Annotated in this window: 18 protein-coding genes and 1 riboswitch; of the genes, 3 read left to right on the forward strand and 15 right to left on the reverse strand. The window is 45.1% G+C overall.

Annotation, left to right across the window (positions count from 1 at the left end; genetic code table 11):
- Window positions 1-3: 3 nt before the first annotated feature.
- The 11 genes from mobB to NLX82_RS01015 all read right to left on the reverse strand — a co-directional run bounded on the left by mobB (window position 4) and on the right by NLX82_RS01015 (window position 7948).
- The gene (gene mobB, locus NLX82_RS00970; protein ID WP_028541693.1) at window positions 4-552 is read right to left on the reverse strand and encodes a molybdopterin-guanine dinucleotide biosynthesis protein B; all 549 of its coding nucleotides are present in this window, start codon (window positions 550-552) and stop codon (window positions 4-6) included.
- Window positions 549-1826: a molybdopterin molybdotransferase MoeA gene (locus tag NLX82_RS00975; RefSeq protein ID WP_076159570.1), complete on the reverse strand. Its 1278-nt coding sequence runs from the start codon at window positions 1824-1826 to the stop codon at window positions 549-551. The genes mobB and NLX82_RS00975 overlap by 4 nt, the downstream gene beginning before the upstream one ends.
- 357 nt (window positions 1827-2183) lie before the next feature.
- The gene (locus NLX82_RS27480; protein WP_023988946.1) at window positions 2184-2315 is read right to left on the reverse strand and encodes a hypothetical protein; all 132 of its coding nucleotides are present in this window, start codon (window positions 2313-2315) and stop codon (window positions 2184-2186) included.
- Window positions 2288-2836: an accessory gene regulator ArgB-like protein gene (locus tag NLX82_RS00980; protein ID WP_076159567.1), complete on the reverse strand. Its 549-nt coding sequence runs from the start codon at window positions 2834-2836 to the stop codon at window positions 2288-2290. The genes NLX82_RS27480 and NLX82_RS00980 overlap by 28 nt, the downstream gene beginning before the upstream one ends.
- On the reverse strand, window positions 2787-3500 hold the full coding sequence (locus NLX82_RS00985) for a hypothetical protein (RefSeq protein WP_076159564.1): 714 nt from the start codon (window positions 3498-3500) through the stop codon (window positions 2787-2789). Before NLX82_RS00985 ends, NLX82_RS00980 begins: the two co-directional genes overlap by 50 nt.
- Window positions 3501-3692: 192 nt before the next feature.
- Window positions 3693-4145, reverse strand: a complete 453-nt coding sequence (locus NLX82_RS00990) for an SRPBCC family protein (protein ID WP_068942596.1) — start codon at window positions 4143-4145, stop codon at window positions 3693-3695.
- A gap of 185 nt (window positions 4146-4330) precedes the next feature.
- Complete coding sequence (locus NLX82_RS00995) at window positions 4331-5086, reverse strand: DUF4247 domain-containing protein (protein WP_025722664.1); 756 nt, start codon at window positions 5084-5086, stop codon at window positions 4331-4333.
- 13 nt (window positions 5087-5099) lie between these two features.
- On the reverse strand, window positions 5100-5606 hold the full coding sequence (locus NLX82_RS01000; protein ID WP_076159561.1) for a DUF4178 domain-containing protein: 507 nt from the start codon (window positions 5604-5606) through the stop codon (window positions 5100-5102).
- Between the two features lie 24 nt (window positions 5607-5630).
- Window positions 5631-6038: a DUF350 domain-containing protein gene (locus NLX82_RS01005; protein WP_013310484.1), complete on the reverse strand. Its 408-nt coding sequence runs from the start codon at window positions 6036-6038 to the stop codon at window positions 5631-5633.
- Window positions 6039-6169: 131 nt separating this feature from the next.
- Window positions 6170-6838, reverse strand: coding sequence for a PspA/IM30 family protein (locus NLX82_RS01010; RefSeq protein ID WP_254347418.1), 669 nt, complete (start codon window positions 6836-6838; stop codon window positions 6170-6172).
- Between the two features lie 87 nt (window positions 6839-6925).
- Complete coding sequence (locus NLX82_RS01015) at window positions 6926-7948, reverse strand: NADH:flavin oxidoreductase/NADH oxidase (protein ID WP_023988950.1); 1023 nt, start codon at window positions 7946-7948, stop codon at window positions 6926-6928.
- Between the two features lie 305 nt (window positions 7949-8253).
- Between NLX82_RS01015 and NLX82_RS01020 the strand changes: the two genes are divergently transcribed.
- Window positions 8254-9060: a polysaccharide deacetylase family protein gene (locus tag NLX82_RS01020; protein ID WP_023988951.1), complete on the forward strand. Its 807-nt coding sequence runs from the start codon at window positions 8254-8256 to the stop codon at window positions 9058-9060.
- A 198-nt stretch (window positions 9061-9258) separates the two neighbouring features.
- Here the strand turns inward: NLX82_RS01020 and NLX82_RS01025 are convergent, their stop codons facing one another.
- From NLX82_RS01025 to NLX82_RS01035, 3 genes are all read right to left on the reverse strand, one after another.
- Window positions 9259-9927 carry a 3D domain-containing protein gene (locus tag NLX82_RS01025; protein ID WP_069080606.1) on the reverse strand — a complete coding sequence of 223 codons (669 nt, stop codon included), beginning with the start codon at window positions 9925-9927 and terminating at the stop codon, window positions 9259-9261.
- A gap of 6 nt (window positions 9928-9933) precedes the next feature.
- Window positions 9934-10102: riboswitch (cyclic di-AMP (ydaO/yuaA leader) on the reverse strand.
- Window positions 10103-10337: 235 nt separating this feature from the next.
- Window positions 10338-11060, reverse strand: coding sequence for an amino acid ABC transporter ATP-binding protein (locus NLX82_RS01030; RefSeq protein ID WP_013310491.1), 723 nt, complete (start codon window positions 11058-11060; stop codon window positions 10338-10340).
- A complete protein-coding gene (locus NLX82_RS01035; RefSeq protein ID WP_023988953.1) occupies window positions 11047-12510 on the reverse strand; it encodes an ABC transporter substrate-binding protein/permease in 1464 nt (487 codons plus the stop codon). Before NLX82_RS01035 ends, NLX82_RS01030 begins: the two co-directional genes overlap by 14 nt.
- 148 nt (window positions 12511-12658) lie before the next feature.
- Here NLX82_RS01035 and NLX82_RS01040 point away from each other — a divergent pair, with 148 nt between their 5' ends.
- Both NLX82_RS01040 and NLX82_RS01045 read left to right on the forward strand, forming a co-directional pair.
- Window positions 12659-13837 carry a M20 family metallopeptidase gene (locus NLX82_RS01040; protein ID WP_069080605.1) on the forward strand — a complete coding sequence of 393 codons (1179 nt, stop codon included), beginning with the start codon at window positions 12659-12661 and terminating at the stop codon, window positions 13835-13837.
- A gap of 42 nt (window positions 13838-13879) precedes the next feature.
- Window positions 13880-14950, forward strand: coding sequence for a glycine-rich domain-containing protein (locus NLX82_RS01045; RefSeq protein WP_069080604.1), 1071 nt, complete (start codon window positions 13880-13882; stop codon window positions 14948-14950).
- Between the two features lie 88 nt (window positions 14951-15038).
- Here the strand turns inward: NLX82_RS01045 and glgA are convergent, their stop codons facing one another.
- Window positions 15039-16481, reverse strand: coding sequence for a glycogen synthase GlgA (gene glgA / locus NLX82_RS01050; RefSeq protein ID WP_076159558.1), 1443 nt, complete (start codon window positions 16479-16481; stop codon window positions 15039-15041).
- Window position 16482 lies beyond the last annotated feature (1 nt).

Raw genomic sequence — 16482 nt, forward strand, 5'->3', positions numbered from 1 at the left:
GTCTCACCCCTGCTCATTCCTCATTCCTTCTATCTGCTTTTGAATCTGTTCGAGTAGCCAGCGGCCTGCGGGTCCGTTGGCCTCGGCAGGAAATATCTGTATCATTTCATCTGAGTAGTGACCTTGAGCCCAATCCATTTGATGCTCCCAAACCGCTACTCCCTGTACATTTGTCAGCTTATCGGTAAGCTGAGCATCCGATTGTTCCCGCACCATGACCAGCTTCGGATAATCCTCTTGCTTGAAGCCTTCTAGCAACACACAATCATAGGCCTGAAAATGCCGGATCAGTCCGGTGACAGGCTGACTATTCTCCTCTAAAATGGCTGTTCTTCCAGCCGAAACAATAGCTATGCCTTCAGCACCCGCCTGTCGGTGCTTGAACGTATCTGTACCCTCATGATCCATTTCAAATTCATGTCCATCATGCTTAATCACTGCTACGCGTAGACCTGACTTCTGCACATAACGAATCAATCCTCCGAGAAAGGTCGTTTTTCCCGTATTTTTGAATCCGACGATTTGACATACAAATGGATGTTTCGTATTCACGTCACCTGTCCACCTTGTAACACCAGTACACGCACCTCTTCACCTTCGCGTAATCCTTCTGTTGTGGGAGGAATCACGATCAGACAGTCGCTGTCCTTAATGGTCACCATGACACTGGATTCATCTACTCGCGCAGGAATCGCGTATACTTGTCCACCACGTATCTCCAGAGAGCTGCGTACAAAGCGTGTATAGTTGTTTACCTTCATATAATCTGCGCCTAACTTCGCCGTCCAGGTTTGTAAATATGGATGTGCCGAAGATACCATCATTTGGATCGTCGGCCGTACAAACAGCTCACAGCCTACAAAGCACGCACCGGGGTTGCCTGAAAGCGCAAATAACAGCTTGCCGTCAATCACTGCGGCTGTGGTCACACTTCCTGGACGCATCGTAACCTTGTTGAACAGCATATTCACATCTTCCTGTCGTACCAGATCACCCATAATATCAAAATCCCCCACTGATACTCCTCCACTCGTGACCACGATATCATAGGCAGCTATCGCTTCACGTACAGAAGTACGGGCAAGGCTCAAATCATCATGAATGGCTTGTAAAATAAACGGCTCTCCTCCTGCCTCTCTAATTTGAGAAGCCAACATATATGTATTACTGTTTCGAATTTTCCCCGGTTGTAACGGCTCATCCACTGCAAGTAATTCCGATCCTGTAGAAAAAACGGCCACCTTTGGCTTCCTGTAAACAGGTACCCGGTGTACTCCAAAAGTAGCCAGTACCGAGATGTGCCCTGCTCCCAGGCAGGTTCCCTTACTAAGCAAAAGCCGACCTTCCTGAATCTCATGACCAATCTGTGTCACATTTTTGCCAACTTCTATACGCTTCTTCAAGCCGACATATGTCTGTCCGTTTTCCTCACGCAGCTGTGTCGCTTCCAGCATGACAACCGTGTCCGCTCCTTCAGGTAATTGCGCTCCTGTCATGATGCGGGCAGCCATTCCAGTCTCCACCCGCTTGTCCGATACGGTGCCACATGGAATTTCATCAATCACATGTAGCCAGATTTCCTGACCGGATGAGCACACTTCGGTGTCCGAGCCTAGGATCGCATAACCGTCCATACCTGACCGACGAAAACGGGGATACGGGTGTGGTGCGGTCAAATCCATCGCCAAATAACGTCCATGCGCCTGCTCCAGCTCTACGTCTTCCCTTTCACCCTGTTTAACATAGCTAGCTATCCTGCTTTGTGCCTCTTCCACCTGAACTGCTTTACGCTGGAATTTTTCTGCGTTTAATGATGTATGATTCATAATCTCACTCCGTTCTTCTAAAATGCCCTCTTTCTGTTATAACGCTAAAACCGTTATCTGGCAAATCCGGGCGGAGTTTAGAACGTCAAACTCGGCTGCTTTTCCCCGTGCTGTTGCGTGTTTTGGGCTTACTATATAAGTATGTTGGCAATAAAATAACCCGTGAATTCCACGGGTCATTTCCATAACTTTATAAGTGCTTCAAGCTTATTATGAGAAATAGAGCAAGTGAAGCTTCGAATCGTACCAGGCCTTCAAATGCGCTAGACTCGATCTCACAGCTGAAAAGCTTCCTTACAAGCCTGTGCAGTTACCCCGATCGTATAAGAACAATGTCTAGAGTAACGCGGTACATAATCAGTTCTTTTCTTTTTTCTTGAGCTCTGCCGGTATCGGTTTAGCGCCAAATACTGTTTTTTCGTTTTTGGTAGATTCGTTAGCGTATTTTCCCAGTCTTAAATTTAAAGCTCTCGCCAATTTCTTATCCATTTTCGTTCACCTCCTTTCCATAAAGGAAGAATACTGAATGCTTGAATAGCTAAAGATAAGCATATTATGTGGGATTGTACAAAAAAATTCACCGCACAAATCAAAACACATACCGTTTTATAATATTTGTGGTTATTGGTCTTATGAATATAAATAAAATGATTGGGTGCATAAACTAAAAACACTAATACTGAACAAGCATTAATAATCAAAATCGTTGATAAATTTAAAGAGACGAGAGGTATAGTTACACATATTGCCGTTGTAAAACAGACACAAAATGTAAGATTACTGAAGTGTGCCCCTCCTGAAAATCTTCTTACAAACATGATAGTTACTAGAGCTAATAACGACCCCAAAAAATGCCCAGTCATCCAAGCTATAATCGCAACCATTAGTATCGAAGACACTTCGGTAATTTTTATACCAAGCGCATATTCCATCACTTCTACACTTGTTGGACCATCAGGATCAGCTTTTTTTATTTCCGTTGCGATGTACCGTGATAGCGCTTCTAGCATCCTCATAATCTCCTCTCTCTGAAAAGAAATACGACACGCCGAAAGTAAGCAATGAAATGGATAGTAATCCTATGGTATTTGAGCTATAGAGCATATACAAAGTAATAAAAATGGTGACAGCTGATATTAGAGCACCTAGAATCAACATTTTATTTAGGGATGATAAGTAATTTTCAGCTCTTAAAAAATCATGTGGAGGCTGAATTATAAACGAGAAACCAAAGTTATATTTTCCCATTATATAAGAAATAAAGCACGCAATAATAATAGAAGTTAACTGAATAACGTAAATAGAAGAGCCAGAAGTATCATTAATAGCACCTGGTTCTGCTACTCCAAAAAAATACGCAAACAGAAATACAAAAAGTTGTAAATTAATGTAGGCCGTTAGACCAGAACCAGCAGAAAAAGCTGCTAGATGGGTTTTGATCCCTAAACCAAATCTAAAAAAGATAACCATTAACAAATACTGAAGCGGCAAATCTAATTTAGGCAAGCCTATAACTTCCCTCATTAGAAAGGAAAACAAAGCTATGCCAATTGCATAAAATAATATTTTTCTACGATATTCCCTCACGGGAAGCATATAAAGCTTTAAGACCAAAATAACAGCGGCCAAAGCATCGAATACACCAAGTGATATATATAAAAAAGCAGATAACACAGATACACCATCCTCTTATTTCGCCTGTTGTAATTGTATATTTTACTATTAGATGTGGCAATGAAATAATCTAGTAAACTGGTAATATTTGTTTTTATGTAAGGTAAATATTTATTTTTGTCATCAAAAAATATAAAAAGAACGATTTTAAAATCGTCCTCTTGTTGCAGTTTTAGCCTGGAACCTTCTGAATTATCTATCTGGCATCATCCTTTTGTCGAGCTGCTCAAGTACAAGCGGCCAAGCCTGCTCATGTTGGTTTCTTGAATTCTCGTCTGGTAAACCTGCATGCGTTAAGTAAAGATGCGTGCCATTACCGCGAGGTTTAAGCTCAACAGTGAGAACTGTTTCAGCTCCCTTGGTACCGCCTTCGCCAGTAATCCAAGTCAGCTCGATCAGTCGGTTTTGCTCAAGTCTTAGAAATCTTCCGTAATGTGGATGACGCTTCCCCTCAAAATGCGTTTCGAAAAAGAAGGTCGTGTTCACTTCAGCCTCCATTAATACTGATCCTGGGGCTGCAAACCAACTGTCAAACTGCTTCGTCCAAGCCTGATACAGGACATTCGGAGAACACTCCATTTTTCGTTCCACCATTAGATTAAATGGTCTTTGTGAAAGATCTGGCCAAGAAATAGATAGTACCATTTAATTTTCAATCCCTTCAATCAAACAAAGTTTTGATTATCTCTACATTATTATATCCATAAAAGTGTAGGTTTGGCTGTGCCGCTAGATGATCACCAACATCATCTCTAAAAATAAAAAAGGAACTGTGCATCAGTACCACAGTTCCGCAAATCTTTTGTTTTCAAATAAATTGACGATACCCGTCATCGTCGACTTCGTCGGCTGATTTTACCTGAACCGCTACGTGTTTTGGGCTTACTATAAGATTTACGCGGCGAATCAAATATGCTGGAACCGCCGCTGCCGCTCCGGTCACGTGAAATCGAGCCTCTGCTTGGTGAACTGCTGGACCCTCTGTCGAACAAACTTCCGCTTGATCCAACGCTAGAATCCGAGTTCTTTCCTCTACGGGTAACCGAACCTTTCCGCTCCACCGTAATTGGCGGAATCGCCTTTTTCTCCTGCACCGTAGGAGCACGATATTGGCCCTGAGAAGGTCGGTATACATCTCTGCTGGAGTAGCCTCGATAGGAGCCTGAACCACGCAATGAATCAAACAGAGCATCCAGTACAGTTGCGGTTAAGTATCCTTTTAGAAAGCTTGAACTGTAATTTTGTTCGACATACTTTTTACTGTCAATTTCAATGAGTGTATCTTCCTTCTTAGCTGGATCTTGCTGCAAATGGTACCACTCATCGCTATATACCAGAAACATCCGCTCATTGCTCTGCGGTGACATTTGTTCCGGTGTACGCTGTTCTTTCAATTCCTCCGCTACTTCCGGGACTGTCTTGCCAGCTGCCCGGTATACATACGAGGTCGAGTTTCCGCTGCCACTAACCGATTCCAACGGATACGTATCTTTTACACTTGGCGCGCCGCAGCCGCTTAACACGGATACGAACAAGCTCAGCGCCACAATGACCTTTAATGCATACTGCCAGGTGCGTTTGCTCATGTGTAACCCTCTCCTAGCTCGCCCGAATAACCCTGACGTCTCCGGTAATCACTTCTTCTCCTTCATAAAGCATAAAGCGACCGTCCTGCCACTCTACCCGCAACAGATGGTAATCATCAGACTGGTACTGCCACACATGCTGCTCTCCACCCTGTCGGAAAGGAGCACGGCCCATGACGGTAACATGCCCAGAATACTGCTCCTCCAAATGATACGTTGTATCATCCAGCTCTAAAATGGTCGGCACTTCCTCGGGGTTGTCAAGTCTGCCGTCGATGGCCTGATATAGTCCGAATTGCAGTGTTTCCCGTTCCTCAATATGAAGATAACTGACTTGATTACCATCCTGAAGCGTCAAAACAACGGCATTCCGGGCACGATTATGTACACGACCTACCACTTCATAGGTGACAAGCGACACTTCACAGATATCACCTGGATTTAAGTGAAGCATGCTTTTCTCTGCTTTTGGCGGCTCCGGCTTAGCAAATAGATTTGAAATTCGTTTCCACACACCCATGGTTATATTCCTGCCTTTCTTAGCCTAGAAGCATGCTGTAATGATCAAGGCGCCAACCAGATGCAGCGCTCCTGAAAACAGACCGAAACCAATTTTACCTTCCTGTGTACCTTTATCCAGATCAAACTGAGCCCAGTACCGCAACAGCAGACGTACAATAACTTCCAAAACAAGCAGGATGACAAAGGCGATCACAGAATACACAAGCGCTTCGAGCAAATTATTAGCTGTAGCGATAGAGCCTGACAAGATATAGCCTTGTGCAACTAACTTCATAATCATTCGTACCGTTACGGCCATATTTCCAGCCTTCACTTCGGCAAAATCCTTATACTTCGTAAATAAAGAGTCGACATACATTAATGCGAAGATCAAAATAGCCCCCGCACCAGTCCATACAAGCATTGCTTTCATCGTTTCTAAAAAATGCATTTCATACCATCCTCCACATCTTCTTGACCTTCATATAATATTTTACGCCTCCAGGCAGGGAAAAGCGAAGGAGAAAACGTTTCTCCTTCGCTTCCTGAGCAATCACACTTGGCGGCACTGCTAAAATGTTCTTATTTATTTTCGTATTGCTTCAACAAAGCGGCAAGCTCATCGTCCACGGCGCTTTTCTTATCCAGCTCTTTGAACTCCTCATCCAACGATTTTTCCTTAGAAGACATTTCGTTGCTCGCTTCGGCACGTGCTTCTGCTTGCAGCATTTTTTCTTCCATACGCTTCAATCCGCCAGTTGCCGTATCAGAGCTAAAACCGTTCATAGCTTTGTTAATTTCAGTTTGCGCTTTAGCTGCATTATAACGGGCAACCAGTGTCTCGCGCTTGTTTTTCATTTCTGTCAGCTGTCTGCGCATTTCATCCAGCTTGCCACGCAGGTTATCGGCTGCAGCTTTGTTCTGTTCGTAACCAGCTTTGAACTCATTCATTTTTTGTTCAGCAGATTTCTTTTCTTCCAGCGCGCGACGAGCCAGATCTACATTTTGTGCTTTTGCAGCGGTATGTGCCTGTTCTTCGCGTTTCTTTACCAAAGCAGCCTGTTCTTCGTATTGCTGTTTGAATCTCTTTTCAATAGCAATTTGAGCGGCTACCGCTTTCTCTGCATCTTCCAGGTCCTCTTGCATATCACGAATGTATTGATCCGTCATTTTAATTGGATCTTCTGCCTTGTCAATAATGGCGTTAATGTTGGACATCGTAAGATCTCTTAATCGTTTGAAAATAGACATGTGAAGTTCCTCCTAGAGTTGAATGCTTAAATTTTAAGCTCTGTACACATGTTTACGCAAGCTTTGCAAAGAGGGTTTCAAAAATATCTAAAAGCCGCGCAAATAAGGCTCTGGGATGTCGGCCTGTACTTTTAGCTCCCGCGATGCATGCAGCGCCCAATAGGGATCACGCAGCATGGCACGGCCTATTGCTACCAGATCAGCTTCTTTCTGCTGAACAACCCGACGGGCGTCCTCATAATCATCCAGTAAGCCAACAGCAATTACAGGTACATTCAGCTTTTCACGGATGGTATGAGCCAAATCCACCTGATAGCCGGCACGCGCAGACGGGCCTCCGCCAGAACCAATCGGACCCTCACCACCAGAAGAGATATGGAAAATGTCCACACCCGCATCACGATATCGTTCCCCTACGCCTGTTATGTATTCCACATTATATCCATCCTCGACGTATTCTTTGGCAGATATCCGCATAAGCACAGGCATATCAGCAGGAAGAACCTCTTTAACAGCATGTATGACCTCAACACCGAACAGTGACAAATCCTGCCCATATTCATCTTCTCTGGCATTTGTTAAAGGCGAATGAAATTGATGGATCAGATAGCCGTGAGCGCCATGTATCTCGACCGTGTCAAAACCTGCTTCCACCGCGCGGCGCGCGCCTTCTTTGTATGCCTGAACCAGTTCCCTGACTTCAGCTGTCTTTAAGGCGTGCGGCTCTTTAAAGCGTTCGCTAAAAGGAATCGAGGAAGGACCTACAGGTTGCTCAGCATCTTCAGCCTTGCGTCCAGCGTGGCCTAGTTGAATGCCAATTTTGGCACCATACTTGTGAACTTCCTCTACAATCTTACGATATGCAGGAATATGTTCGTCACTCCAAATACCCAAATCACGATCTGTAATACGTCCATCCGGATGGACCGCTGTCATTTCCACAATAATAAGTCCAGTGCCTCCTACTGCCCGGCTCACATAATGGACATGATGCCAATCCGTTGGATTTCCGTCCTTGGCCTCCACGCTGTATTGGCACATCGGGGGCATGACAATCCGATTTTTTAAAGAAAGCCCCTTTAATTGATAAGGAGTAAACAAGTCGGTCACTTTTATCCATCCTTCCTTCAATTCCATGTCTGTATAATTATGAATTGCATCCCCATTATACACCAGCTGTCACGGTATACCGAATTCGTTGTAAGGCTAAAACTTGCGAAAATGCTCCTGTTTTCGGTCATGTTTAAGAGAATATGTGCGTTTAGCTCCATCATCTTCATTGATAATCGTTTCATCGTGGACTTCTTTCCAGTCGTTTATGAGCCGAACTTGGTAACCAGCATATTTTTAATAGGACAGGTACATAATAGTCGAGAGCACCACTAGGTATCACTGCACGGAAAGGGGGGATACATATGCCGTACAGGGGAGTGTTGCCAGGCTTGGCACTGTTACTAGCATTTTCAAGTTTACCCGTTCACGCGGATGCGCCTCCCAACATCGGAACGCCCCATCCCAAGGAAGCAGCTGTTGCTTCTTCTGTACAACAGAGCACAGATCGAGCAACTCCTACATTAGCAATGCTGCGAAAAAAACATGCGGACATTTTTAAAATGTGCGGCCCACACACCCGCCAAATTGCCCTAACCTTTGATGATGTGCCCGATTCTAGGTATACGCCGCAGGTTTTGGACGTATTACACGCCAATGGCATCAAAGCTACATTTTTCATCGTCGGTCACCGTGCGGAAAAGCATCCGGGGATCATACGCCGTATTATCCGTGAAGGCCATGCTATAGGAAACCATTCCTATACTCATCCGGATTTTAGGAAGGCCACACCAGAACGCTTTCGCAACCAGATTACAAAAACAGAACGTATTTTACAAGCCAGCGCAGGTTTTCGCCCCAAGTTGATTCGTCCACCCTACGGTGAAATCACGGAGCCTCAAATCCAGTGGGCACGTCGTCATGGCTACATGATTGTCAATTGGAATGTAGACTCTCTCGACTGGAAGGGACTAAGTAAAACACAAATTCAGCGCAATGTGATCCCAGCTACTGGGCCTGGCTCTATTATTTTAATGCACGCAGGTGGAGGTCAAAGTTCCAACTTGCAAGGCACTGTCCAAGCTCTGCCGGGTCTAATTCACTCTCTAAAAGCTAAGGGCTACAAATTTGTGACAGTCCCCCGGCTACTCCACACATCGGAACAGAAATAACCATATGTTTATGATTGAGCTACAAGCTAAAGCAACGTAAAAAGGCTGTCTTACCAGCAGAAGTTTTCTGCTCGTCAAGACAGCCTTTTTTATGGATAGGACCTGATAAGAGTCTGACCTAGTTATATGCGGTAGGATACAGGCATTAAGTTTACATAATATATATTATGTTTAATTAAACCATATATACGTATAATGCTATTTATCAATAACGTACAGCTTCACATTTTGAAATCCAAAGTCGTTCACAAATGATTTGTTGCCAGGAATAAAGATATCAATCCGTTTTCCTGTAATGGCGCTGCCCTGATCACGAGCGACAGCTACAAAAGAATGATCCGGCAAACCTGGGTGGGAATAGCCTGTAACCAGCACTTTCGTGCCCATCGGAATGACGTTCGGGTCTACCGCAATTGTACCTAGTTTAAGCGGATTGCCGTAGTAGTCCACTGCTCCCCATTTACCATTCTCATCGGCTGCGGCAGAATACGCAGTAGCCTTAACGTCAACTATTTTGCTATAGTTAAATGTTTTGCCCCACGCTTCAATCGTTGGCCCCTCATTCGCTGGTGCTTTCTCCGTAAGAAGCTGAGGCTTCGAATCCGAAGCTGCATTCACACTTTTTTCACCAGGTACCTTAATTTGCAGACCTGCATATATATTGTTAGAGGCAATGTTTGGGTTCGCCTTCGTCAGCTCGTCCACTGATACTCCATAACGTTGAGCAAGCAAAAAGAAGGTATCGCCATCTTTGGCAGTATGAAGCGAAGCAGCATCCGCTACTCCAGCTGTCTGTGCCAGCCCTGCAATGGCTGCGGCAAGCACCGCAAATTTCATGTTTTTTCCAATATGTTTTAGATGTTTCAAAGATATGTACCTCCTCTGTTATGCCTGCGAAGTTAGCTGTCGGATTCGGACTCAGGAGAAGCCCTATGCTTGTGCAATTCACCCCTAGGCATATTCCATATCGTCTTATGACGTTTCGGAAAGACTGCCGTTGTTACGTCCCCCGCACTTCCCATAGTTTGGGCCCAGCATTCAGCGTTTGTCATAACCGCATGCTGTCCCGGTAAGTTTTGGCTTACTGCATAATATCACAATTTTGTAACCTTATCCGCATGAAAATGTTGGGAACCTTGAACATCATACTATACTCGTTACAATTTTGTCACCAAGAAATGAATATTTGTTACGAAAATATGGTGAAATGGTGACAAAAAAAAGAAAAAGCCCTCCGTCAAACGGAGGGCTTTTTTATAGCTCATATCAGCACTTTCTTACAATACTTTGGCAAGAAAATCACGGGTGCGATCATGGCTTGGAGTACCAAATACCTGCTCTGGTGTACCTTGCTCTACAATTTGACCGTTATCCATAAAGATAATTCTATCGCCTACCTCGCGGGCAAAGCCCATTTCATGCGTCACGATTACCATGGTCATGCCGCCTTCGGCGAGCTTCTTCATTACATCCAGAACCTCTCCAACCATTTCAGGGTCCAATGCAGAAGTCGGCTCATCGAACAGCATTACGTGCGGCTGCATGGCCAAAGCACGCGCAATCGCAATACGTTGCTTCTGACCACCGGATAGCTGGTTCGGATAGGTATTCTTCTTATCCTCAAGCCCTACGGTACGCAGGAGTTCTAGCGCAATTTTTTCCGCTTCCTTCCCTGACTGTCTTCTAACCTGCGTTGGTGCAAGCGTCAGGTTCTGCAACACTGTTTTATGCGGGAACAGATTAAAATGCTGGAACACCATCCCCATCTTCTCCCGGGTTACATTAATATTATGACCACGAGCTGTAATCGGCTCGCCCTCAAACAAAATCTCCCCGTCCGTAGGCTGTTCTAGCAGATTCATACAACGCAAAAACGTACTCTTCCCCGAACCGCTGGGACCGATGATGACGACGACTTCACCTTTGGCGATATCTATATCAATGCCTTTTAAAATCTCATTCTTGCCGAACGATTTACGCAGTTGTTTAACGGTGATCACTGGCTCTCAACTTCCTTTCCCATAAACCCAGCAGCTTAGACAAGCTGAATGTCATTACAAAATAAATAGCGGCTGCGATTACGAACGGACTTAATCCTTCGTAGGTAATGTTCTTAATGACCTGGGCCTGATACATAATATCCACCATCCCAATGGTCGAAATAATGGATGATTCTTTAATGATCGTAATAAACTCATTACCGATAGCAGGCAAAATAGATTTAAACGCTTGCGGCAAAATGACATGACGCATAGCTTTGCCTCGTCCCATACCCAATGAACGGGCAGCCTCCATCTGTCCACGGTCTACTGCCTGGATACCTGCACGGAAAATTTCAGCCAGATATGCCGAGCTATTCAGAGACAATGTGATTATACCAGACTGGAGTGGAGTAAAATTGACACCCAGCGTCAAAGCAACCCCGTAGTGAATAATCATGAGTTGCACCAGCATAGGTGTGCCACGCAGTATCTCTACATAAGTGGTACCTAACCACTCAATGATGCGTACTCCACTCATACGTAGCAAGGATATGATCAGACCAATGATGAATCCGAACAGTACTCCGAGCGCAGACAGCAACAAGGTGTAGCCGATACCCGTAGCGTATAAACTGCGGTATTTCCAAAAAATATCTACAATGTTATTAGAAGAAACCTGACGATCCGCAGAAAGTGCACTCGCTTCCGTGGAAAACTTCTCAATCGACCCGTCTGCTTTCAGGCGAGCCAACGTTTTATTTACAGAAGCAAGCAATTCTGCATTCCCTTTACGGATACCTACAGCTGTTTCTGCTCCCGCATCCTCAGGCACAGCCTTGGCAAGGGTTACGGTACCGTCTAACGTGTATCCTTTAGCAACCGTATCTTCGATCACGACAGCGTTCACACGCTGGGTCCGCAGCTGGAGTACCAGGTCAGATATTTTATCCAGTGAAGTTACAGAGGCATTGGGCACTTTTTGAGCAATCTCTTCCTGAATACTTCCCTTTTGTGCTCCGATCTTCTCGCCTTTCAAAGCATCCATCGTCGGATATTTGTCTTTATCCTCTGGGCGTACCATGATGACTTGCTTGGAGCGATAGTATACATCCGAAAAATCAATACTCTTTCTGCGTTCATCCGTTGGTGTCATACCGGACAGTACCAAGTCTACACGACCACTTTGCAGAGCAGGCAGCAAAGAGTCAAAACTCATGTCTTCAGGGACCATCTCCGCATCCAAATCTTTGGCGATTTCCTTGGCGATATCCACATCGAACCCAACAATGGTATCCTTACCGTTAATGACTTTATGAAACTCATACGGCGGAAAGTCGGCACTCATGCCCACTACAAGTTTTTTCTGTGGCTTTGCTTCCGTTCCGTATGCATTGAGCATGGGAAGACCAGTCAACAGCAAGATAACCGCCGTCAAAACCAGGGCGGTAAAACGATATGCCTTTTTCAATCTTTTTTTCTCTCCTTAAATTCTTTATAATAAATAAGATTGTGTCATTATAAATGAATATGCATGATTATGCAATGAATGTTATAGTACAATTTCAGCATACCTAACGCAGTACCTACATTACAGCTTATATAAAGGAGTTTTCAGCATGGATTTTAAACAGACCATTCAACAGACCATCGAGCAGCATGCCCCACGGTTTAAGGACATTTCGTTATTTATTGGCGCAAATCCTGAACTTGGAAACGAGGAATTTCTGGCCGCTGCCCGTTTAAAAGAAGAACTGGTTTTTCACGGTTTTGAGGTCCAGGCACCTGTATTGGGCATAGAAACAGCCTTTATTGCAACTTACAAATCTGCAAAACCCGGACCGGTTGTCGCTTTTCTGGCAGAATATGACGCTCTGAAAGGTCTAGGACACGCCTGTGGGCACCATTTGATATGTATGATGAGTACTGGTGCTGCCGTCGGCCTCAAGTCGATCATCGACGAAACTGGTGGAGAAGTACGGGTATATGGCACACCTGCCGAAGAAACACGCGGTGCAAAGGTCCCTATGGCCGCTGCCGGATTGTTTGATGATTGCGACATCGCACTTATGACGCATCCTTATGACCGTTACGAAAAATCAGGCAAATCACTGGCGATTGATGCTGTACAATTCGAATTTTTTGGTCAATCTGCTCACGCGGCTGCCAGCCCGCACGAAGGCATTAACGCGCTGGACGCTGTGATTCAAACGTTCAATGGCATCAATGCGTTCCGTCAACAAGTAAAAAGTACAGTGCGTATCCATGGGATCATTAATCAGGGTGGGCAAGCAGCCAATATTATTCCTGATTACGCCTCAGCCCAATTTTATGTGAGAGCCACTACACGTCAAGAACTGAACCCGCTGACTCGCCGTGTTATTCAAATTGCTGAAGGAGCTGCTTTACAGGCCGGGTGTCGTTTGGAGACCTCCAATTATGAGACTTCTTATGATGAAATGGTCACGAACCGTGTACTTTCCGATGCGTTTACCGCAAATTTGGTGCAGGCTGGCATTTCACAAGAAGATATAACAGAAGGCGAAGATCACGGCTCCATGGATATCGGAAATGTATCGCTTCATTGCCCTGCTATCCATCCTTACATTCAAGTTATTGACGAGAAGCATGCCTTGCATACACCAGAATTCCGCGATTTGGCGATGCAGGACCGGGCCATGGAAGGAATGCTGCTGGCTGCGAGAACTTTGGCATGGACTGCTTGCGATGTAATCACGAATCCTGAACTGCTAGCCCGGATAAAAAAAGAATTCGCTCTGCTGAATAACGAACGCTAAATCTTAATTCCGTGTTCTTTCAGAAAGGAGTAGTCAGCCATCATGGATAGTATGAGCAGCTTTTGGACGTTGTTTATTGTGGTGATCCTCTTCATTTTTTGGTTTATATTCCGTGCAATACGCAGAAACCGGGGAAACAGAAAAACACGGAGCCGGAATGCTTTTTTCCTCAGCTCCCCATCCCCTTCGTCCCTTGCGCAGGAGCGTCATCCAGAGATTACAGAGCTAATGCAGCTACTGGAGCAATCCATTCCCGCCTCCTATGCTCATAGCGTAAGGAGTCGTGTAATCGAAGCCCACCCTGAGCTGACGGAGCAAGAATATGATTGGCGCTGGCATGAGCTAAAACGATATTTTATGCTATGCGCGATTATGAATCGAGTGCCTATGTTCAGTAGCGATATGGATGAATTATGGCACGAAATGTTGATGTTTACCCGCGAATATCAGCAATTCTCGGAAGCTTTTTTTGGTCGTATGCTTCACCATGCGCCTCATTCCGGCGGCTCTCAGCCGATGCCTGAGGAGCGGGCGTGGTTTGACTGGTTGTATGTAGAATGCTTTGGCTGGAACCGCTATAGCGCCAGTTTGTGGGGAACTTTTTTTAATCATCCATTACCGAGCGACGAGCTTTCGCGCTATTACAAACTCACAACTTCCGTGCAGCCAGCAGGTGACCGCTGGAATACGCAGGAGGATATAGCTATTTCACAGCAGGCCCAACAAGCGGTTCATAAGATTGTACAACATCTGCACGAGCGGGTGAATAAAGCGGTGGATGATCCTGAGGGTAAGCAATTGCCTAAGGTCAACTATTTACAGGTCGACTATTTGTTATTAGCTGTTGTGTGGTATTCATGGTATCAACCTGAACAATTTTCCATACACATGCACCCGGATGCTTCAGGTAATGCCGTATTAGCTAGCTCATTCGGCTGTAGCTCGGCAAGCGGCTGTTCAAACTGGGATACACATCACTCGCACCATCATTCCTCCCATGACAGTTCTCATCATGGAGGCTCTTCTCATCATGATTCAGGCGATTCTGGTAGCCATTCTTCGTGTAGCAGTGGCTCTTCATGTGGAAGCAGCTGTGGTGGTGGGGGCGACTGATCATAGTAAAAAAGGGAATTCCTCAGCCAGAAAACTTGGCTAAAGGGATTCCCTTTTTCATTAACATGACTGGGGTGTTCCTATTTGTTCAGTCCGTTTTTGTTAGCAAATAGTAAATATCCATATACGCTTCGGCTGAAACATCCCAACTATATTCTCCTGCAAAAGCCGTCTGTGTAAGCTTCGACCAATGCTCAGATTGGCGATAAAAATGAACAGCACGACGAATGGTGTTCAACATATCATGTGCATTGTAGTTCGTGAAACTAAATCCGTTTCCTTCACCTGTGGATTCATTGTAAGCCTGCACAGTATCATTAAGGCCCCCTGTTTCTCGTACAATAGGGATACTTCCATAACGAAGTGCCAGCAGTTGGCTGATCCCACAAGGTTCGAACCTTGATGGCATAAGATACATATCGCTTGCCGCATATATTTTTCGTGACAGAGGTTCGCTAAAAGCGAGCTGCGCCGACATTTTCAGTGGATAGCGTCCCGCTGCCTCACGGAACCAATGCTCAAAAGCCGGATCCCCTGTTCCCAGCACGACAAACTGGATATCATCATAATACAAGATTTCGTCAAGCACTCTCGTTACCAGATCTAGCCCCTTCATATCTACAAGCCGGGTTACCATGGCAATCATAGGTACGTCTGGCCGCACCGGCAGACCCAGCTCCTTCTGCAGGCCAATTTTGTTTTCCTTTTTCTTTGTCAGATTCGTTCGGTACTTCGTATAAATACGATTGTCCGTGGCAGGATTGTAGCTTTTGGTGTCAATTCCGTTCACAATCCCCGTTAAGCGACCCTGATCTCCCAATTTACGAAGCAGACCCTCCAGCCCATATCCGTAAAATTCCGTTTGAATCTCCTCTGCATAGGTTGGACTCACGGTCGTGACATGATCCGAGTACGTAAGCCCACCTTTCATAAAATTCAGTCTGCCATGATACTCCACACCCTCGGGGGTGAAATAGCTCCCATCCAGGTTGAGCAGCTCAGTTAAGACCTCATACGGAAAATCCCCCTGATACAGCAGATTATGTATCGTAAACACCGTGCGAATATCACTGTAGAAGGGCAAATGTCGATAATCGGCATTCAGAAGCAGCGGAACCATCGCCGTATGCCAATCATGACAATGCAAAATATCCGGCCGAAAGTTCAGTTCAGGCAGCACTTCTAAAATCGCCCGGTTAAAAAAGGAAAAACGTTCGCCATCATCCATATAACCGTAAATACCGTCACGACCGAAGTAATACTCATTGTCAATAAAATAAACCTTGATTCCGTCTAATGTCAGTTCCTCTATTCCACAATATTGATTACGCCAGCCTACGGCTACTTGCTTCACCGCTACCGGACGCAGAGACTTTTTATAAGTATCGGGAATCCCCGCATATTTAGGTAAAATGATTCGGACGTCGCACCCCGCCTGACGAAGTGCCTTCGGCAGTGCGCCAATGACATCAGCCAACCCGCCTGTTTTAATAAATGGATGTGCTTCTGCTGCCGCAAACAAAATGTTCATA

It is taken from the genome of Paenibacillus sp. A3M_27_13, from assembly GCF_024213315.1.
Classification (GTDB): Bacteria; Bacillota; Bacilli; order Paenibacillales; family Paenibacillaceae; genus Paenibacillus; species Paenibacillus polymyxa_B.